Origin of the sequence: Priestia sp. P5, assembly GCF_029522155.1 — a bacterium.
Lineage (GTDB): Bacteria > Bacillota > Bacilli > Bacillales > Bacillaceae_H > Priestia > Priestia megaterium_E.
Map to the genome: position 1 here is coordinate 1,544,099 of NZ_JAKWFJ010000001.1, position 17,084 is coordinate 1,561,182.

The following is a 17,084-nucleotide window of genomic DNA, read 5'->3' on the forward strand; positions in this document are numbered from 1 at the left end:
TTTCGAATTTCAAAAATTTTTTTTGCGCACACTAACAAGTAAAGTATAAAAAGAAAAATAAAGGATGAATTACAGGATTTATCTCTTTACTATATGAAGAAAAAGGAAAAATAAAGCCTGGGTATTCGAAAGAACAAAGAAAGGTGTGAAGAAACAGATGAGGGATGTGTATCAAAGTTTTCAAGAATTATCTCAGTGTGAACGAGCCGGAATCGATTACGAAATAGAGTGTGTCATTCGCCGGAGGGAAATCGTCGTGCTTGCGATTCACGGGGGAACGATGGAAATTGGGACAGAAGAAGTAGCGGAAAAAATAGCGGAAAAGCTGAACGCAACGGTGTACGTATTTAAAACGCTGAAAGCAGAAAATCCGTTTGAATTACATATTACGTCTGCAAACTACGATGAAGAAATGGCGCGTCATCTCGTTAAAAAATCAGAGATCACCATTTCTCTTCACGGTGCCTACAGCGATGCCTGCACAACTTATATCGGAGGAAGAGACGAAAAGTTAGAAAAAGCGGTGCGTCAAGCGCTTTCGAATTTTCCGATCAGTGAAACGCCCGTCCATTTAAAAGGCGTTTCACCTCGAAATATCGCCAACAGCAATCAACGGCATAAAGGACTGCAGCTTGAAATCACCACTCCGCAGTATGAACAATTATTACAGGATGAGCAGCTGTTTAACGAGTATGTGAATGCGGTAGTATCGGCTGTGAACTCTGTGATGTGAAAATAAATTCAACAGCTTCCTGCACGTTGGATGCAATAAAAGCTGCTTGTACGTCAGCCCATTTTTCCCGTGCATGTAACGTGTCGTGTCCAGCTCCTGTTAACACTAAAATACATTGTGCTCCTGCTGCATCGGCCGCTACGAGGTCTTTCCACCGGTCCCCAATCACGATGCAGTTAGCCAAATTTAAGCTGTGCTCCTTGGCTGCTTGTAGCAGCATGCCCGTCCTTGGTTTGCGGCACGAACAATTGTCTGAATCTTCATGAGGACAAAGGTAAACATCATCAAACCCAAAAGCTAAAAGCTCAGAGATAAACTGTGATTTCTTTACCTTTCCTTTTGCAACATCGGGCTGATTCGTAAAGGAAAACAGCGGAATGTTTTGTTTCTTTATGTCTTTAATCGCTTGCTTTGCTTGGGGGAACAGCTGAAAATCACCTGGATATTGAATGTCATTACTGCCGCCAATGGTTCCGTCTCGATCTAAAAATATTGCTTCAATCATGTTAATCACCTCTTTTTCTATCATAATATAAAACAGGATTAATTTGGTAAAAACTTTGTTTTTTGAAAAAAATCAAAGAAATATGACTGTCTTTTTACTTCTCATCATATGGATAAGTTAAATAGAAATGGTGAGGAGGGGAAAACAAGTGAACGAAGAATCGTTTTATTCACCATTTATAAGCGAAGACGGAAAGAAAAAAACAATTGGAGAAATTGAGTTTTCAGATGTGCAGCGCATGATGGAAAAACATTTAGAAGAAGGCTATCAGCTTGAGTTCAAGCGCGAAGTAAGCTCAACGGTCAAACGGAAAATTCCAAATATCATCGCTTCGTTTGCCAATGAAAAAGGAGGGTGGCTTATTTTTGGCGTAGATGAAGACGACCATTCCATTAACCTGCTCGAGCGCAAGGAATATGAGCTGTTTATTAATAATATGCTGAAAGATGTCACCAATCCCATTCCTCGTATCGTTACGCGTTTTTTATCACCTGAAGATCACACCGGGCAAGGTGTTTTTGTTATTTGGATTCCCGAAGGTCCGAACCCTCCGTACATGTCTTACGGGAAAATTTACAGAAGAATTGGAAGCGGCACATCTCCCGTTACGGAAATCGATGATCGCTATCATTTAGATCGACTCTATCAAAAATCCGAGGATCAAACGCAGCGAATAGAGGAATTTTGTACAAAAGAACTGTCTATCTATAACAGAAAATGGCCGATGCACGGGAAAAGCTATATTCATTACGGGATGTGTAATATGTACGTGCTGCCACTATATGATTTGCATTTAGTTGAACAAATGGAAGAAGAACGGTTAAAGCAATATATTTTAAGCAAGTCTAGCGAGCCAAAACACTATCGGTTGGACGACGAGAGTACGGTGATGCTGCATACACCGTTTGTTAAAGCCTCTTATTCAGCGGAATCCATCATTTTTCGAAGCACAGATGTGATTGATGCGTATGATAAAACAATTGCGTGGGAGCAGTTTTATAACGGATCAGCTAAGTTTCATATACCTATTCCGTATATGGAAGAATCAAAACAAATTCATGACGTATTAAAGTCAAGTATTTCAAGCTACATCGATGAGACGATTTTTGAGCAGTTTCAATATATAAACGGACCCTTTTTTCTCACATCTTTAATCAGCTGCATCGGCGGATACATTGATTGTATGATGGAATTAAAAGCAGAGCTGGAAGATATGATTATTGTGATTGACTTAGAGAACGTTCGAAACGATGTGCTTTACTTTCCGCATGAGCAATTTCAAACATTTTTAGAAGAAGAAGGGCTCGTCTTTTCAGATAAAAAGCAATACCGATTTAATCGATCATTTAAAACGACAAAATTGGGAGGGAATTTGGAGCTTCTTGCCTACGTTGATTATATCGTGACAGCGTTTGGCCTTTCAAAAAACCAGTCCATTGACTTTCTTAAACACTCGTTAAATCAAGGATAAAATATACAATTTTTTGACAATAACTAAAAAAATGACAAAAGTGAAAAAAAGTATGATAATATCTTTCGTAAGTAATGAGCAAGTAAAGAAGAGAAAGGGGACTCTTTTTTACGGATGCCGTTGCTAGGTAGGGTTAAACATAAGGGGAGAAAAGGCAATGAAAAAAGCGACATCCATACTTCTAATTGTCCTAGCACTGGCTGGGTTAGGAGGAGTATGCGCTGCTTATTACCATTTGGAGCAGCAAAAGCAAACGGAAGAAATGACGTATGAACAGAAGTACATAACCGTAAGAAATGCATGAAAAAACCAGCCGATCGGCTGGTTTTTTTGGGTTTCAAGTCATAGTAAGTAAAATAAAGATTTTGCTTGTTCAGTTTTTTTAAATAACTCCAATGATGTATAGACGCAAAATAGAAAGCCAACGCTTGAAAAAATAAAAAACAAGCGGAGAAAAGGGCGTTTTTTTTGAATGCGAAAGTACGTAAAAACAGCGAGTGAACACACAAGCAGTACGCTCATAGCAGCAAATCGAATCGCGAGGTCTGCTAAATCATCAACCGTACGCTGAAACAATTTTAGCGTTTCATCGTTCAAATCAGTCTCAGGAATGTTCGTTTTGTCTTGCTGATTTAACACCCCTACATCCCATTTTTCTCGACTATAATCATGAGAAACCGTGTAGTAAAACGGACCAAGCTTTTTTTCATCTGCACCGTCATCAGCAAGTGCTGAAGCTGGATGCATGAATGCTAGAACAAAAAATAAAAAGCTCCACTTTCTCATTACCAAAGCCTCTTTCTAACTCAGACTATCTCCCATTATAAACCAAAAAATTTTATGTTTCCATCATCCCTCTTTCCTATTTCCATTTCTATATATAAAGTGAAAGGGGGAATAAAAGATGGCAGAAAAAATTCAGCATTCAAGCCAGCTTCGCTTAGTATTAGAACAAGGAATAAAAGAGGATGGAAAACCCGATTTAAAGACAAAATCCTATATGAACATTCAGCCTGGAAGTTCTGCAGATGCGCTTATTACAGCAAGTGAAACCATTGCCAGCCTGCAGTCGCTGCCGCTTGTTGAAATCAACGAAGTTGTCACGTTTTCACTTTTAAAATAAGAAAAGAGGTAGAGTATGAAAACTTTAACGATGCAGTTTTTAAATGAGTCCCAAAAAGCAGTAAGCCTATCGATTGAATCACCAAAAGATACGTTAGACGCAGCAGTCATTGCAGCAGCAATGAACGCGCTGATCGCAAGCGATGTCTTTACTTCAAGCGGCGGAGCGCTCGTTGCCAGAAAAGGCGCCCAAATTGTCGAGCGAAATGTAACCGAATTTACGATTTAAAAATGAAAGTCCTTCCACTTCGGTGCGAAGGGCTTTTTTAAAAGGAGAGAGGAAGATGACAGAGTGGTTTACGCTTGTCTCAGACGTTGGTTTTCCCGTTGTGGTGACGCTTTATTTACTTCACCGAATCGAAGCCAAGCTCGATACAGTTGTGCTATCCATTCAGCATTTAACCGACGAAGTAAAAAAGTGATTATGACAATTGTAAGGCAGTTGTCTTGGAAAAGTTGACGGATTTGACACCTCACACTACAATTAGTAGTGTGAGGTGTCAAATATGAAAATTGAAAAATTCAAATTTAACGAAACCGGCCTTAATCGCTTTTTTGGCCCGCTTGAAGCAAAAATTATGACGGCTTTATGGGACGGAAGTGAAATGTCCATTAAAGATGTGCAGCACGTGCTTGAGAAAGAAAAAGCAGTGAACTTCAACACCGTTATGACCGTTATGAATCGATTGGTGGAAAAAGGCGTGTTGCAAAAGCGTTTAAAAGGACGTACGTCGATGTATCAGCCGATTCTGTCTAAAGAGGAATTTATAGACGCTCAGTCGAAAGAGTTAACGCACGAATTGATCGACGAATTTGGCTCGCTTGCTGTTACTCATATGCTTGATGCGCTAGAAGAAGTGGATGATTCACTGTTAAGCATGCTCGAATCAAAAGTCAAACAGTTAAAAAAGGATGAATAATCAATGAATCAAGGAATACTAAAGCGTTCTAAGCTTATTTTTAACCTGTGCTTTTTTATTGCCGTGACGTTGCTTATGCAAATGGGCATGTATGTGCTGCATTTGCTGTTTGGATGGAATTTATCGTTTAACTTAATTTTACTTTGTAACAAAGTAGCCCACTTTTTCGGCTTGTTTTTTATTGAATACATGCTGAATGCGGTTATTTTTCATACGATGTTTGTACTGTTCATTAAAGCTGTAAAGCAAGTGATTCAAATGCGGAAAGTCCGTAAAATGATTACGAAGCTGCGAAATGAAACAACAACGGCTCACCTGCAAAAAGCGTACGGAAAGAATTTAACAGTCTTAACAACAGATCAGCCCATTGCATTAACAATGGGATTGTTTACACCGCATATCGTTCTGTCTACAGGGTTGCTCTCGGTGCTTGATGAAAATGAACTAGAAGCTGTTATTTACCATGAGCAGTCACACGTTGCAAACAAAGATCCGCTCAAAACGTTTTTACTCAGCACGCTTGCTTCTGCATTATGGTATATTCCATTTATTAAATGGAGCCATAAACGTTTCAAAGTCATGCGTGAAGTGCTGGCTGATCAAGATGCCATTGTGAAAAATGGCACATCTGCTCACATCGGCAGCGCCCTTTTAAAAATGGTTAAAACGGGACAGACAAGTCTCTCGTGTGCGCACGTGTCGTTTGCTGATACGTCGGTTAATTATCGCATTCAATATATTTTAAATCCGGAAACGAAAATGCCGATGCAGCCTCCTGTTGTTTTAACGCTGACGTCGCTATACGTGTTTTTTATTTTGTGTGCGCTAATTTTTACAGCTCTAACAGCTTTGTAAGTTTGTAAGAGAGAAAGAAAAGAAGGAGATGAGATTGTGTCAAAAGCAAAGAAAAAGAAAAAAGTAACGCCCAATCAGCAAACGTCCTCGAGCAAGTGGATTTTTTGGGTGATTGGAATTATTGCGGTCTGTATTTTAGGGTTAATCGTCCTTTCTAATATGTCAAAGGGCGGAGGAGATGAAAAGGCCGCTCTTACATATGATAATCAGCCGTATCTTGGAAAAGAGTCAGCTCCGGTAGAAGTAGTAGAGTTTGGAGATTACAAATGTCCCGCTTGTAAAAACTTCACGGAATCCTTTTTCCCGCTGATTCAAAAAGATTATGTAGATACAGGCAAAGTCAAATTCTACTTTATGAACTATGCGTTTATCAACAACGACTCTTCTCGTGCAGCAGAGTTTGCTGAAACGGTATACAAAGAGCTTGGAAACGATACATTTTGGAAATTCCATGAACTTCTTTATAAAAAGCAAAACGCAGCGGACGAAAAGAAAGATGTCTTAACGGAATCTTACTTAGAAGAGACGCTGAAAGAAGTATCTAGCGATGCTGATGCGAAAAAAGTAGCGAGTGCATTTAAAGACGGAAAAGGAAGAGCTGGGTTTGATCAAGATATGAAGACAGCGAATGATTTAGGTATCACAGGTACACCAACCATTTATGTAGACGGCAAAAAATTCGAAGGAAAAACAATCGATGACTTTGATCAAATGGTCAAAGATGCGGCTAAGGAGAACAAATAATGAACAAGTCTTTGGTTTTCGGATGGATTACAGCGCTTATCGCGATGCTTGGAAGCTTGACGTTTAGTGAAGTTCTTCACTTTATCCCGTGTGAACTTTGCTGGTATCAGCGAATTTTAATGTATCCGCTCGCGTTTGTGCTAGGTGTAGCCGTGTACCGGAATGATACGTTCATCTACAAATACGTCCTGCCGTTTTCGGTGATTGGTATGGCGCTTTCAGGCTATCATTATTGCCTGCAGAAGATACCGGCTCTTAAAGCATTTGAAACGTGTACAAGCGGGGTTCCTTGCTCAGGTCAATATATTAACTGGCTTGGATTTATCACCATTCCTTTTTTAGCGTTTATTGCGTTTACCATTATTACGATTATGATGCTTGTTCTTCGCAAGCAGACGAAAAAAGCTTAACCTACGGGTTAAGCTTTTTTGTATGAAAACAAAAAAAGTCCCGCTTACAAGAAGCGGGTGCAAATAGGGTACATCTATGAAAAATGATGAAATTGTTTTGACAAGATACAGTATATAAAAGAAAAGTGAAAAAACGGTGAAAAGAGAAAAGCTTTTTTAAAAATAAGGGGAAAAATATGCTTTTCTTATAAAAAAAGCCCCGCTCACAAAAAGCGGGGAATAAATAGGGGTCATTTATGAAAAATGATGAAATTGCTTTGACAAACTTAGTATACAAAAGAAAAGTGAAAAAACGGTGAAAAGATGGAAGCTTTTAGAAAAAATAAAAAAAGACCTGTTTTGGGGAAACAGGTCACTAGAAAGGGAGTAAAACTATGAAAAAATATGCTAATTGGCTTTACATATACTATCTTAACGCCCAATAGTGAAAAAACAGTGAAAAGAAACATCAAACAAAAAAAGACCTGCTCTGGGGAAGCAGGTCTTCACAAAGGAGTAAAACTATGAAAAAAATATGTTAATTGGCTTCGCAAGTACTATCCTATACCTTTATGGTGAAAAAATGGTGAAAAGAGAAACGGGATATAAAAAAGACCTGTTTTGGGGAAACAGGTCATTAGAAAGGGAGTAAAACTATGAAAAAATATGCTAATTGGCTTCGCAAGTACTATCTTATACCTTTATGATGAAAAAATGATGAAAAGAGAAGCGGGATATAAAAAAAGACCTGCTCTGGGGAAGCAGGTCTTCAAAAGGAGTAAAACTATGAAAAAAATATGCTAATTGGCTTCGCAAGTACTATCCTATACCTTTATGGTGAAAAAATGGTGAAAAGAGAAGTGGGATATAAAAAAGACCTGCTTTGGGGAAACAGGTCATTAGAAAGGAAGTAAAACTATGAAAAAATATGCTAATTGGCTTCGCAAATACTATCCTATACCTTTATGGTGAAAAGATAGTGAAAACGATATTAGGATATAGCTCCTATTTTTCCACATTATAGATTCATTTCTCTTTAATAGGGTATACGTTCATTAGAATCGATATAAACTTAAAGAGCTGCCAGGGAGGTATATATATGGAAAAGAAACACGAAGCAACTGCAAATCAGCGCGTGGTTCATCGCACTCGAAATAGCTGGTCAGGCTTTTTGTTTGGCGTAGGGTTAGTTGCTTTTATTGATGAAGCAGTGTTTCATCAGCTGCTTCATTGGCATCATTTTTATGATAAGTCCACAACGGCCGCTGGTTTAGTGTCGGACGGTTTGTTTCATGCATTCAGCTGGTTCGCTACAATTGCATCACTTTTTATGGTGGCAGATCTCAGGCGCCGAGGCGGCTGGTGGGTGAAAAGGTGGATAGGAGGAGTATTGCTTGGAGCCGGGGCGTTTCAGCTTTATGACGGGACCGTGCAGCATAAGCTTATGGGACTTCATCAAATCCGGTACGGAGTGAAGATTGCACCTTACGACATTACGTGGAATGTACTTGCATGTTTGATGCTGCTTATTGGCATCATTTTAATATGGTTTACACGTAAACAAGGTGCACATCATGATTAAATATGAAGTATTGTCTCAGCTCTTATTAGCTCTGCCTTTTGCCGTTGCCTTTTTTTTATACATGTGGGCTGTAGCGTCTTCAAATGCAACGTATAGAAAATGGTCATTATATAGGACGTCCAGCTGGACACTTGGTATTTTATGCGCTATATCTTCTGTAGCCGGACCGCTCGCAGCCCGTGCTCATATGGACTTTACCGCGCATATGACGGGGCATTTGCTTTTAGGTATGCTAGCTCCGCTTTTAATGGCGTTAGGAGCACCTCTTACACTGCTGCTTCGCACGCTGCCGGTTCATGCAGCCAGAAAAGTGTCAAAACTTTTAAAAGGACAGTTTGTTCGATTCATCAGCAGTCCGGTGACAGCTTCTGTTCTTAACGTAGGAGGACTTTGGATTCTTTATACAACAAGTCTGTATGGCATGATGCATCACTCTTTTTTCGTGCATGTCGCTGTACATATTCACTTATTTTTAGCCGGCTATTTATTCACCGTATCGATGATTTCAATCGACCCTTCGCCGCATCAGAAAAGCTTTACGCACCGAGCTTCCGTATTAATAATTGCTCTTGCCGCTCACGGTATTTTATCAAAATATGTGTACGCTCACCCGCCTATGTACGTCTCGGCGGAAGGGGCGCAGCAAGGGGCTATGCTGATGTATTACGGAGGCGATTTAATCGACTTATGTTTAATTGTGCTTCTTTGTTATGAATGGTTTAAGCGGGTTCAAAAAGTCTCTTTTACATAAAAAACGCGCAGAAAGCATCATGCTTTCTGCGCGTTTTTTTAGTGAATGTTTCGTTTTTTAAAGCGTCCGCCGCGGACTTCGGTAATATCTGCAACGGCTAAAAAGGCAGTAGGGTCAAAATCTTCAACAATAGTTTTTAGCTTTGATTCTTCAAGGCGCGTAATGATGCAGAAAATCACTTTTTTATCATCGCCCGTATAAGCACCTTCACCGTGCAAATAGGTAACGCCTCGACCTAGACGCGCATTAATCGCATCGCCGATGTCATCAGAATGATCACTAATAATCCAAGCTGATTTTGATTCTTCCAATCCTTCTACAACTGTATCAATGGCTTTGGCCGCAATGATGTACGCAAGGATGGAATACATGGCGCGGTCCCACGTGAACACAAATCCCGCTGCTCCTAAAATGAAGAAATTGAAAAACATCACAATTTCTCCTACAGAAAACGGAATTTTTTTACTGATTAAAATGGCAAGTATCTCCGTACCGTCAAGCGCTCCGCCGTAGCGAATTACGAGTCCAATTCCAATTCCGAGAATAATCCCTCCAAAAACGGTAGCAAGAAGAACGTCTGCGGTAAACGCGGGGACATGGTGAAACATAGAAGTTAAGATGGATACAACCAGTATGCCAAAAATAGTGGAAAGGGCAAATGTTTTTCCCATTTGCTTGTATCCGATAAATACAAACGGAAGATTTAGTACAAAAAGAAAGATTCCTAGATTTACGCCAGTAATATGCGAAAGCATGATGGAAATACCGGTAATTCCTCCGTCGACAACGTGGTTTGGAACGAGAAAAATTTCAAGTCCTGTGGCCATGAGCAGGGCACCGATCGCAATAGCGATGGCCCTACCAAATACCTGTCCCTTGGACAGCTTTCGGTGCTGAATTTTCGCTTTTTCGAGTTCTGTCATTTGCATGTCTCCTTTGATGTCTCCTATGTATTTCTCACTTTAGAAAAGTGAAACTATCTTTAATTATACCTTACTATGCACAATTAGTGGGGATAGACGGCTTAATTACTTGTTTCACTCTATAAAAAAAGCCTGCTTTAGAGTCATAAGCAGGCTTTTTAAGGAGTAAAACGATGAAAAAAGATAGTTGGCTTCACGGCTTTAACTATATAGAAAATTGATGAAAAAACAGTGAAAATGCCGGCATGTGCGCCAAGAAAATCGGGGATACTAGTTAAAAAAGCCAAAAGGAGATGACGAAATGAGCGTGTGGATGATGTATAATCACTTGATGCATTCGCAAATCTTTCTAAGCAGCGTATTAATTAGCGGTATTCTTCTTGTTAGCGGAGGATTTGTGTACGGCAGAATAATGAGCAAAAAGTGAACCTAATTTTGCCACGGATAGGTTGTTGATGGAAGATGCTCAATAGCAGCTTGGTTAATGTTATACTTGCTCCATAAGCTTAGCGTGGAGGTGTCAGCATGAGCAAGCATCATGATCTAACAGCATCATACGGAGAATCGTTAGTAACGTGTGAACATCAGTTTGAAGCTAGCTATTACTATCATCAAGTGCGCGAACAGTGCATGAATTACATTCATGAAATAAGCAAAGCGGTAGATGAATTCACCGTTGATTTTACAGATGAAAGTTTGAAAATATTAGAGCTTCTTTACTATGATCTAGAAGACAGCAATTGTTTTGACTATTTTTCGATGACAAAAGAAGAATTCGAAGAGTGTATGGGCGTATACTTTGGTGAAGTGGTTACGTCTACTATTGACGAAGCGCGCTGGGTTGTAAAAGAATATCCGCTTATGGAAAACAAGTATGTGACCGGAATTGAAAAAGGGAATCTTTCACTCATGTTTCCCCACGGCTTTTTTAACCATAAAGAGCGTCATCCAGAGTGCGTTTTTACTCTTTATCATTTATATAAACAGCTGCAAAAATAGGAAAAAGGTGAACATAAGTTCACCTTTTTTATTGTCCCAGCTTTATGGGAATATAAATATCCATTTCATATGTATCACTATATAAATTGCTGTGTATAGCTGTATTTACAATTTCAAGAGCAGGACCTTCAATCATGCTGTAAGGAGAGTTCGGCAGCCATTCATTCCAGATGCTGTTGTACGTCGACCCGAGCGATGTAATGGGACCTCTGTGTTTAAACAGCAGGTATGTAAACGAAGGAAACGTATGAACGCTCATACCGTTTGGAATACAGGCCGTATCAGCAACTTCTGTCCCTGCAATATAAAAATAGTTTTCTTTTTTCGGAGCCATGCAAATGCCTGTAACCATATGAGGTTCTTTTGAAGTGCTAATCATTTCTTTTTCTTTAAGTATTTGCTTCAAAAGATTCTCTTTTTGATACTCTCCGTTTTTTGCTATGCCTATCACTGAAAATCCTTCTTTATATACAACTTTACCTTGCATAATCCACCTCGAATTTTTCAAGCTCTAGCTTTTATTCTATCAATCATAAATTACTTTACCGTGATTGTAACATAATCTTAAGTAGATATCGATGCAGAAAATGGAACATAAGCAAAGCTTTAAACCCATGCTTAAGTTGCTCTATTTATTACTTAAAAACAGCGCGGGAATTCGCGCGCTGTTTTTGGTGATGCAACACTTTATTTATATAACGTTTTATGAAGAGTAAATCCGGGAAACTCCTTAATATAAGTCAAAATGGTAGCTAAACCAGTAGTCGTCCTGCACATTCTTTGTGTTTGAAGCGACAATATGCTCATGACCTTGTTCGTCCGTGGCAATCCAGTTGTAGTTGATATCCATTTTAATCGGATACATATTGCCTTTTTCAAACAAAATAACGGGGGGAGTTACTTCAACAAACTCGTTTAGTTTTTTTACAACATCTTCTTTACAGCGAATTAGCTCCATGTCTTTTTCTCCTTCGGTGTTATTGCACAATCATATTTTTTGCGTTGTGCACAATATATAATTTAAAATAACAAAGGTAAGTTTAGCACATTTTACAAAAAACAGAGAAATAAAAAGGAGCGATATCGATGAATGAACAAATTTTATTAGCAGAACGCCCAAAGGGAATGCCAACAAAAGATACGTTTAAATACGAAAAAATTGAAATGCCTACAGCGAAAGAAGGCGAGGTACTTGTTCAAACACTTTACCTTTCTGTTGATCCATATATGAGAGGACGCATGAACGATACAAAATCATATGTTCCTCCATTTGAGCTAAACGCACCGCTTGCAGGCGGCATTGTAGCACGCGTAACGGAATCAAAATCAGATCGCTTTAAAGAAGGCGATATCGTGACAGGTATGCTTCCTTGGAAACGCTATTCAGCTGCAGAAGCAAAAAACTTACAGAAAGTTGATCCAGAGCTAGCGCCAATTACAACGGCTATCGGGGTTCTTGGTATGCCTGGTCTCACAGCTTACTTTGGACTGCTTGAAATCGGTCAGCCAAAAGAAGGCGAAACAGTAGTCGTTTCCGGTGCAGCAGGTGCTGTTGGATCTGTTGTTGGTCAAATCGCTAAAATTAAAGGCGCACGTGTTGTGGGCATCGCAGGTTCTGAAGATAAAATTGCTTATTTAAAAGATGAGCTCGGATTTGATGAAGTGATTAATTATAAAAAAGGAAATGTGAAAGAAGCGTTGAAAGAAGCGTGTCCTAATGGCGTTGATGTTTACTTTGAAAACGTCGGCGGAGAGATTTCAGATGCAGTTGTTAGCTTATTAAATAAATTTGCGCGCATTCCGCTTTGCGGCCAAATTTCACTGTATAACTTAGAAAAACAAGACGTTGGGCCACGTGTTCAAACACCTTTATTAATTAACAGTGCGTTAATGAAAGGCTTTATTGTAGCGGACTATGCAGAGAAATTCCCTGAAGGCATTAAGCAGTTAGGCGAATGGGTGCAGCAAGGGAAAATCAAGTACAGCGAAAACGTTGTAGAAGGTTTTGAAAATGTACCTGAAGCGTTCCTTGGTTTATTTGAAGGAGCAAACTTAGGAAAACAGCTTGTAAAAGTAGCAGAATAAGCGTAAAAAAACGTGCGGGATCATTCCCGCACGTTTTTTTTTACATGGTTGAAGCCGTTTGCTGTTTCGCTTCTTCTTCCATATGTTCACCAGTTCGTTCGATTGGCGAGCGTTTGTGGTAGCGTCCAAGCAGTCCTGTCATGATGAAGATACCGATTAACGAATAAAGAACTTGAACTACGCCGAATACCACCGTTGCAGAGCCTACAATCAACACATCCGTCAAAAGCATTGTTTTACCTGGATTAATGCCAAATCGTTTATCAAGAAACACGCATAGCATGTTGATTCCGCCAAGAGAAGAGCCGTGGCGAAACAAAAAAATCAGTCCAATGCCGACAATAACGCCTCCCACAACCGCAGCTACAAGCGGATGCGGAAGCGCAAAAGAAAAGTTGGCAGCTAATAAATCGGACATCACTGACATCAGGCTAACGCTGATAAAGCTTTTTATCGTAAATTGAAGTCCAATTTGTGTAAGAGCCATAAAATAAAATGGTAAATTGATAATAAAAAACAATACCCCAAATGAAATACCGGTTAAATGCTGCAGGACGATTCCAAGTCCTGCTGTTCCGCCAATAACGAGGTTAGAAGCGGTTAAAAATTGAATTCCGATGGCAACGCACAAACAGCCAAAGGTAATCCATCCCCATTGTTTTACGTGATTCATATCTCCATCCCCTTTTGTATATTTATACAATACTTTCGATAGAAAACACCGTCTTTTAATTCACAAAATCTATTTTACTATATATCTTTTCAAAAAAAAGCATTTTTGTGAGAGAATCTAACACAAGATAAAAAGTTAGATAATTCAGATTTATTAAGTTTTTTTGAAGTGAATGATTGATAAACCAATATGTTTCTAAAAAAAGATTACAAAGAAAGAATGAGAAAAACGGATTTTGGAAAATGTATAAACAAATATTTGGATAACGGTTAAAAAAAGGGAGGAAACATTAGTTGAAACGAACAATTTTAACTAAAATCAAAATATAATTCGGATTTTAGTTGATTTTTTGTTTAATTTAGGTAATATATAACATTATTAGTATGAAAATATGTAGAGATGGAAGTGGATGCGAAATGAATAAAAAATTATCAGCGTTGACAGGGGTGGCTGTACTTGTTTTTTCAATGACAGCATGTGCCCCTCAGCAGGAAAAAGAAGTGTCTGCTGAGAAAAAAGAACCCGCTCAACACCTCGCTGATCAGCAAATCATGGCCGACGCTTGGTACCAAACATCCGGCGAAATGAAAGCTTTGTATTACCAAGGCTATAATACAGGAAAGCTTCGTTTAGGTGAGGCGCTTGCAAAAAGTACCGATAAAAAGCCTGCCATTATTTTGGATTTAGATGAGACCGTGCTTGATAATAGTCCATTTCAAGCATCAGCAATCAAAACTGGAAAAGGATTTCCTTATAAGTGGGATGAGTGGGTGCAAGCAGCAAAAGCGAAAGCAGTACCAGGTGCTGTTGATTTCTTGACGTATGCGGATCAAAAAGGCGTAGATATTTACTATATTTCGGGCCGTACAACTTCTCAGCTTGAGGCAACAATTAAAAACCTAAAGAATTTACATATTCCTCAAGCAACCAAAGACCATGTGCTATTAACGGGTCCAAAAGATGAAGGAAAAGAAACGCGCCGTCAAAAAGTAGCGACAAATCATAATGTAGTCCTGCTATTTGGGGATAATTTATCTGATTTTAGCGGCTTTGATAAAAAGTCGATTAACGATCGAAATAAGCTTGTAGAGGAGCAAAAAGAAGCGTTTGGCCAAAAGCTGATCGTATTTCCAAATCCAATGTATGGAGATTGGGAAGGAGCTATTTATAACTACGACTACTCGATTTCGGACAAACAAAAAGATAAGCTTCGCCGCGAACAGCTTCAGTATTTCAACTAAAAAAAAGAGGCTGGGACAAAAGGATTTTAACCCAAGTGAAAAACGAACGATTGATCAGCATGTGATCAACCGTTCGTTTTTTTTGTTATGGTGAATATAGTTTCATCTGTCTTGTTCCTTCTAGCAGGTGATTGGAGGGCAAGGTGAAGACTCCTGCGGGAAAAGCGGAACAGGTGAGACCCCGCAGAAGCGCAAGCGACGAGGAGGCTCAGCGGCCGCCCGCGGAAAGCGAAGCCTTGCACGGAAATCAACTGCGGTGTCATAAGCGGTTCGGTTCATGTATCTCATTTGTTCGTCTTTAGGCTGGATTCATTTCGTTATGTCTTCAACCTCTTTTTAATTTTTCCAATATAGTCAGTTCAAGCGATAGCTTGTCCAAATGATCCTGCTTTTTAAGAAAGAAGCCAAGGAGCATAAGGGGCTTGCTTCCACTCGTGTTTTAACATGCCATAAATCACAAGGTCATGGTAGTGATCATATAGATATTCACCTTCTCTGCAAATGCCTTCTTCTGTAAAACCTAGACGCGTAGGAATGGCTTTACTTTTTTCGTTATTAACGCCGCAGCGTATTTCGACTCGATGAAGGTTTAACGTATTAAATGCATAATTCAGGCATCCGTGTACGGCTCTTGTCATAATACCTTTTCCTTGAAAATCATGTCCAATCCAATAGCCAAGACTTGTACTTTTGTTTCCCCAATTAATTCCGTGAAAACCAATCATCCCGGCGATTTCTCCGTAGTACCGAATGATGGCCTGGAACCCTTGGTTATTATAATATTGAGCTCTCCATTCAGGGATGAGTTCATCATAGTCAGCAATACTTTGCATGCTATCTACCCATGGGAGCCATTCTTTTAGGTAAGGTCTTGACTCGTTAATAAGAGAAAGCAAGGGGAAAGCGTCAGTTGATTCAATCAAATGCAAACTAACTTCGTCATCAATTTTGTATTCAAACATACGAAAGCCTCCTGTGATGATGGGCCTGCTGAGATAAGCGTAGCGTGTAGGCAGTTCTAACATCTAGTTTTTCTTTATTCTACCACAAGTAACAGAGAGGAGAACGAGGAAGTTTGAGCTAAAAGTAAATAACGCATCAAGTCGATAGGATTTTAATGATTAAAAAAATTAATAATTGAAAGCACTTTTATCAATATTTTTACAGAAAAGAAGCATATACAGTGATACAATGGAAGAAGAGATAAGGCGTTGTATGTATACATACTTTCTAACAAACATGACATTGGATTGATAAAAGCAGGTGGTAAAAACATGGATGTACAACTATTAATAACGGTATTTGCACTCGGGTTTTTCGGGTCATTTTTAGCAGGTATGCTTGGAATTGGAGGATCAGTTGTTTTGTACCCGCTGCTGCTATTTGTTCCGCCTCTTGTAGGAGTGGGAATGTTCAGCGCGCACGAAGTAGCTGGTATAGGAGCCGTACAGTCGCTGTTTGCGTCTGTTTCAGGAGCTCTTGCTTACAAAAAGGGCGGCTATTTGAATAAACCGTTAATTTTATATATGGGTATCAGCGTCTTAGTTGGCAGTCTCATTGGTTCAACGCTATCAAACTCGTTTTCAGAAGGAATGATCAATTTCATTTACGGCGTGATGGCAACAATTGCTGCAGGATTAATGTTTATGCCCAAAAAAAATAATCCAGCGGCCGATTCATTCGAAGTGACATTTTCAAAACCTTTGGCAGCAGCTCTGGCGTTTTTAGTTGGAATTTGCGGGGGGATTGTTGGAGCAGGGGGCGCATTTTTACTTGTTCCTATTATGATTACCGTATTAAAAATTCCTGTGCGCGTAACGATTGCAAGCTCATTAGCCGTGACGTTTATTTCGTCTATGGGAACAACATTTGGTAAAGTAATGACGCATCAAGTCCTTTTGCTTCCGGCGCTTATGATTATTGGAGCAAGCTTACTAGCAGCTCCAATCGGTGCTTTTGTTGGGCAAAAGACGAAGGTAGCGTCGCTGCAAGTTATCTTAGCGATCGTTATTACGGCGACTTCGCTGAAAATATGGTTTGATTTACTAATGAAATCTATTCATTAAAAAAAGCTGCCTTTTTAAGGACAGC

At 39.4% G+C, this 17,084-nt stretch carries 25 protein-coding genes; 18 read left to right on the forward strand and 7 right to left on the reverse strand.

Annotation, left to right across the window (positions count from 1 at the left end):
* Positions 1-157: 157 nt before the first annotated feature.
* Positions 158-733: a poly-gamma-glutamate hydrolase family protein gene (locus MMB69_RS08445; protein WP_221784186.1), complete on the forward strand. Its 576-nt coding sequence runs from the start codon at positions 158-160 to the stop codon at positions 731-733.
* Here the strand turns inward: MMB69_RS08445 and MMB69_RS08450 are convergent.
* Positions 684-1,238 carry an HAD-IIIA family hydrolase gene (locus MMB69_RS08450; RefSeq protein WP_221784188.1) on the reverse strand — a complete coding sequence of 185 codons (555 nt, stop codon included), beginning with the start codon at positions 1,236-1,238 and terminating at the stop codon, positions 684-686. The genes MMB69_RS08445 and MMB69_RS08450 overlap by 50 nt on opposite strands.
* Positions 1,239-1,386: 148 nt before the next feature.
* Between MMB69_RS08450 and MMB69_RS08455 the strand changes: the two genes are divergently transcribed.
* Positions 1,387-2,709, forward strand: a complete 1,323-nt coding sequence (locus tag MMB69_RS08455; RefSeq protein ID WP_264407958.1) for an AlbA family DNA-binding domain-containing protein — start codon at positions 1,387-1,389, stop codon at positions 2,707-2,709.
* A 157-nt stretch (positions 2,710-2,866) separates the two neighbouring features.
* Positions 2,867-3,013 (forward strand): hypothetical protein, encoded by a 147-nt coding sequence (locus tag MMB69_RS08460; RefSeq protein ID WP_013057870.1) that lies wholly within the window; start codon positions 2,867-2,869, stop codon positions 3,011-3,013.
* 38 nt (positions 3,014-3,051) lie between these two features.
* On the opposite strand, the gene MMB69_RS08465 is transcribed toward MMB69_RS08460, so the two are convergent.
* Positions 3,052-3,495, reverse strand: coding sequence for a hypothetical protein (locus MMB69_RS08465; RefSeq protein ID WP_221784191.1), 444 nt, complete (start codon positions 3,493-3,495; stop codon positions 3,052-3,054).
* 118 nt (positions 3,496-3,613) lie between these two features.
* On the opposite strand from MMB69_RS08465, the gene MMB69_RS08470 reads away from it, so the two are divergent.
* The 9 genes from MMB69_RS08470 to MMB69_RS08510 all read left to right on the forward strand — a co-directional run bounded on the left by MMB69_RS08470 (position 3,614) and on the right by MMB69_RS08510 (position 9,072).
* Positions 3,614-3,832, forward strand: a complete 219-nt coding sequence (locus tag MMB69_RS08470) for a DUF1659 domain-containing protein (protein ID WP_013057868.1) — start codon at positions 3,614-3,616, stop codon at positions 3,830-3,832.
* A 15-nt stretch (positions 3,833-3,847) separates the two neighbouring features.
* Positions 3,848-4,060 (forward strand): DUF2922 domain-containing protein, encoded by a 213-nt coding sequence (locus tag MMB69_RS08475; RefSeq protein WP_264407955.1) that lies wholly within the window; start codon positions 3,848-3,850, stop codon positions 4,058-4,060.
* A 55-nt stretch (positions 4,061-4,115) separates the two neighbouring features.
* The gene (locus MMB69_RS08480; protein WP_013057866.1) at positions 4,116-4,253 is read left to right on the forward strand and encodes a YvrJ family protein; all 138 of its coding nucleotides are present in this window, start codon (positions 4,116-4,118) and stop codon (positions 4,251-4,253) included.
* Between the two features lie 84 nt (positions 4,254-4,337).
* Positions 4,338-4,751, forward strand: coding sequence for a BlaI/MecI/CopY family transcriptional regulator (locus MMB69_RS08485; protein ID WP_028409248.1), 414 nt, complete (start codon positions 4,338-4,340; stop codon positions 4,749-4,751).
* Positions 4,752-4,754: 3 nt separating this feature from the next.
* Positions 4,755-5,606, forward strand: coding sequence for a M56 family metallopeptidase (locus MMB69_RS08490; RefSeq protein WP_098598593.1), 852 nt, complete (start codon positions 4,755-4,757; stop codon positions 5,604-5,606).
* A gap of 36 nt (positions 5,607-5,642) precedes the next feature.
* Positions 5,643-6,350, forward strand: a complete 708-nt coding sequence (locus tag MMB69_RS08495; RefSeq protein ID WP_277447577.1) for a DsbA family protein — start codon at positions 5,643-5,645, stop codon at positions 6,348-6,350.
* The gene (locus tag MMB69_RS08500) at positions 6,350-6,760 is read left to right on the forward strand and encodes a disulfide oxidoreductase (RefSeq protein ID WP_221784197.1); all 411 of its coding nucleotides are present in this window, start codon (positions 6,350-6,352) and stop codon (positions 6,758-6,760) included. Before MMB69_RS08495 ends, MMB69_RS08500 begins: the two co-directional genes overlap by 1 nt.
* A gap of 1,078 nt (positions 6,761-7,838) precedes the next feature.
* Positions 7,839-8,321, forward strand: a complete 483-nt coding sequence (locus tag MMB69_RS08505) for a DUF2243 domain-containing protein (RefSeq protein ID WP_277447578.1) — start codon at positions 7,839-7,841, stop codon at positions 8,319-8,321.
* Positions 8,314-9,072, forward strand: a complete 759-nt coding sequence (locus MMB69_RS08510) for a cytochrome c oxidase assembly protein (protein ID WP_277447579.1) — start codon at positions 8,314-8,316, stop codon at positions 9,070-9,072. The genes MMB69_RS08505 and MMB69_RS08510 overlap by 8 nt, the downstream gene beginning before the upstream one ends.
* Positions 9,073-9,110: 38 nt before the next feature.
* Here the strand turns inward: MMB69_RS08510 and MMB69_RS08515 are convergent, their stop codons facing one another.
* Entirely contained in the window at positions 9,111-9,995 is an 885-nt protein-coding gene (locus tag MMB69_RS08515) for a YitT family protein (protein ID WP_028409242.1), read from the reverse strand.
* 301 nt (positions 9,996-10,296) lie between these two features.
* On the opposite strand from MMB69_RS08515, the gene MMB69_RS08520 reads away from it, so the two are divergent.
* Positions 10,297-10,422 carry a hypothetical protein gene (locus tag MMB69_RS08520; protein ID WP_016764808.1) on the forward strand — a complete coding sequence of 42 codons (126 nt, stop codon included), beginning with the start codon at positions 10,297-10,299 and terminating at the stop codon, positions 10,420-10,422.
* 98 nt (positions 10,423-10,520) lie between these two features.
* The gene (locus MMB69_RS08525; protein WP_221784203.1) at positions 10,521-10,994 is read left to right on the forward strand and encodes a hypothetical protein; all 474 of its coding nucleotides are present in this window, start codon (positions 10,521-10,523) and stop codon (positions 10,992-10,994) included.
* Between the two features lie 28 nt (positions 10,995-11,022).
* Here MMB69_RS08525 and MMB69_RS08530 read toward each other — a convergent pair whose 3' ends face one another.
* Both MMB69_RS08530 and MMB69_RS08535 read right to left on the reverse strand, forming a co-directional pair.
* The gene (locus tag MMB69_RS08530; RefSeq protein WP_264407949.1) at positions 11,023-11,481 is read right to left on the reverse strand and encodes a GyrI-like domain-containing protein; all 459 of its coding nucleotides are present in this window, start codon (positions 11,479-11,481) and stop codon (positions 11,023-11,025) included.
* Positions 11,482-11,724: 243 nt separating this feature from the next.
* On the reverse strand, positions 11,725-11,952 hold the full coding sequence (locus tag MMB69_RS08535; protein WP_251621645.1) for a hypothetical protein: 228 nt from the start codon (positions 11,950-11,952) through the stop codon (positions 11,725-11,727).
* A 128-nt stretch (positions 11,953-12,080) separates the two neighbouring features.
* Here MMB69_RS08535 and MMB69_RS08540 point away from each other — a divergent pair, with 128 nt between their 5' ends.
* Positions 12,081-13,079, forward strand: a complete 999-nt coding sequence (locus MMB69_RS08540; protein ID WP_277447580.1) for an NADP-dependent oxidoreductase — start codon at positions 12,081-12,083, stop codon at positions 13,077-13,079.
* Positions 13,080-13,119: 40 nt separating this feature from the next.
* On the opposite strand, the gene MMB69_RS08545 is transcribed toward MMB69_RS08540, so the two are convergent.
* Positions 13,120-13,752 carry a YitT family protein gene (locus tag MMB69_RS08545; RefSeq protein WP_098248079.1) on the reverse strand — a complete coding sequence of 211 codons (633 nt, stop codon included), beginning with the start codon at positions 13,750-13,752 and terminating at the stop codon, positions 13,120-13,122.
* A 416-nt stretch (positions 13,753-14,168) separates the two neighbouring features.
* Here MMB69_RS08545 and MMB69_RS08550 point away from each other — a divergent pair, with 416 nt between their 5' ends.
* Both MMB69_RS08550 and MMB69_RS08555 read left to right on the forward strand, forming a co-directional pair.
* Complete coding sequence (locus MMB69_RS08550; protein ID WP_277447581.1) at positions 14,169-14,993, forward strand: 5'-nucleotidase, lipoprotein e(P4) family; 825 nt, start codon at positions 14,169-14,171, stop codon at positions 14,991-14,993.
* A gap of 127 nt (positions 14,994-15,120) precedes the next feature.
* The gene (locus MMB69_RS08555; RefSeq protein ID WP_193377160.1) at positions 15,121-15,258 is read left to right on the forward strand and encodes a hypothetical protein; all 138 of its coding nucleotides are present in this window, start codon (positions 15,121-15,123) and stop codon (positions 15,256-15,258) included.
* 127 nt (positions 15,259-15,385) lie between these two features.
* Here the strand turns inward: MMB69_RS08555 and MMB69_RS08560 are convergent, their stop codons facing one another.
* Positions 15,386-15,955, reverse strand: coding sequence for a GNAT family N-acetyltransferase (locus tag MMB69_RS08560; protein ID WP_013083913.1), 570 nt, complete (start codon positions 15,953-15,955; stop codon positions 15,386-15,388).
* A 312-nt stretch (positions 15,956-16,267) separates the two neighbouring features.
* On the opposite strand from MMB69_RS08560, the gene MMB69_RS08565 reads away from it, so the two are divergent.
* Positions 16,268-17,059, forward strand: coding sequence for a sulfite exporter TauE/SafE family protein (locus tag MMB69_RS08565; RefSeq protein WP_013057848.1), 792 nt, complete (start codon positions 16,268-16,270; stop codon positions 17,057-17,059).
* The last annotated feature ends 25 nt before the right edge of the window (positions 17,060-17,084 follow it).

Excerpts from the sequence above, each read along its gene's own strand:
- MMB69_RS08445 (WP_221784186.1), top strand. The coding sequence starts at position 158 with ATGAGGGATGTGTATCAAAGTTTTCAAGAATTATCTCAGTGTGAACGA.
- MMB69_RS08450 (WP_221784188.1), bottom strand. The coding sequence starts at position 1,238 with ATGATTGAAGCAATATTTTTAGATCGAGACGGAACCATTGGCGGCAGT.
- MMB69_RS08460 (WP_013057870.1), top strand. The coding sequence starts at position 2,867 with ATGAAAAAAGCGACATCCATACTTCTAATTGTCCTAGCACTGGCTGGG.
- MMB69_RS08465 (WP_221784191.1), bottom strand. The coding sequence starts at position 3,495 with ATGAGAAAGTGGAGCTTTTTATTTTTTGTTCTAGCATTCATGCATCCA.
- MMB69_RS08470 (WP_013057868.1), top strand. The coding sequence starts at position 3,614 with ATGGCAGAAAAAATTCAGCATTCAAGCCAGCTTCGCTTAGTATTAGAA.
- MMB69_RS08475 (WP_264407955.1), top strand. The coding sequence starts at position 3,848 with ATGAAAACTTTAACGATGCAGTTTTTAAATGAGTCCCAAAAAGCAGTA.
- MMB69_RS08480 (WP_013057866.1), top strand. The coding sequence starts at position 4,116 with ATGACAGAGTGGTTTACGCTTGTCTCAGACGTTGGTTTTCCCGTTGTG.
- MMB69_RS08485 (WP_028409248.1), top strand. The coding sequence starts at position 4,338 with ATGAAAATTGAAAAATTCAAATTTAACGAAACCGGCCTTAATCGCTTT.
- MMB69_RS08490 (WP_098598593.1), top strand. The coding sequence starts at position 4,755 with ATGAATCAAGGAATACTAAAGCGTTCTAAGCTTATTTTTAACCTGTGC.
- MMB69_RS08500 (WP_221784197.1), top strand. The coding sequence starts at position 6,350 with ATGAACAAGTCTTTGGTTTTCGGATGGATTACAGCGCTTATCGCGATG.
- MMB69_RS08505 (WP_277447578.1), top strand. The coding sequence starts at position 7,839 with ATGGAAAAGAAACACGAAGCAACTGCAAATCAGCGCGTGGTTCATCGC.
- MMB69_RS08510 (WP_277447579.1), top strand. The coding sequence starts at position 8,314 with ATGATTAAATATGAAGTATTGTCTCAGCTCTTATTAGCTCTGCCTTTT.
- MMB69_RS08515 (WP_028409242.1), bottom strand. The coding sequence starts at position 9,995 with ATGACAGAACTCGAAAAAGCGAAAATTCAGCACCGAAAGCTGTCCAAG.
- MMB69_RS08520 (WP_016764808.1), top strand. The coding sequence starts at position 10,297 with ATGAGCGTGTGGATGATGTATAATCACTTGATGCATTCGCAAATCTTT.
- MMB69_RS08525 (WP_221784203.1), top strand. The coding sequence starts at position 10,521 with ATGAGCAAGCATCATGATCTAACAGCATCATACGGAGAATCGTTAGTA.
- MMB69_RS08530 (WP_264407949.1), bottom strand. The coding sequence starts at position 11,481 with ATGCAAGGTAAAGTTGTATATAAAGAAGGATTTTCAGTGATAGGCATA.
- MMB69_RS08535 (WP_251621645.1), bottom strand. The coding sequence starts at position 11,952 with ATGGAGCTAATTCGCTGTAAAGAAGATGTTGTAAAAAAACTAAACGAG.
- MMB69_RS08540 (WP_277447580.1), top strand. The coding sequence starts at position 12,081 with ATGAATGAACAAATTTTATTAGCAGAACGCCCAAAGGGAATGCCAACA.
- MMB69_RS08545 (WP_098248079.1), bottom strand. The coding sequence starts at position 13,752 with ATGAATCACGTAAAACAATGGGGATGGATTACCTTTGGCTGTTTGTGC.
- MMB69_RS08550 (WP_277447581.1), top strand. The coding sequence starts at position 14,169 with ATGAATAAAAAATTATCAGCGTTGACAGGGGTGGCTGTACTTGTTTTT.
- MMB69_RS08560 (WP_013083913.1), bottom strand. The coding sequence starts at position 15,955 with ATGTTTGAATACAAAATTGATGACGAAGTTAGTTTGCATTTGATTGAA.
- MMB69_RS08565 (WP_013057848.1), top strand. The coding sequence starts at position 16,268 with ATGGATGTACAACTATTAATAACGGTATTTGCACTCGGGTTTTTCGGG.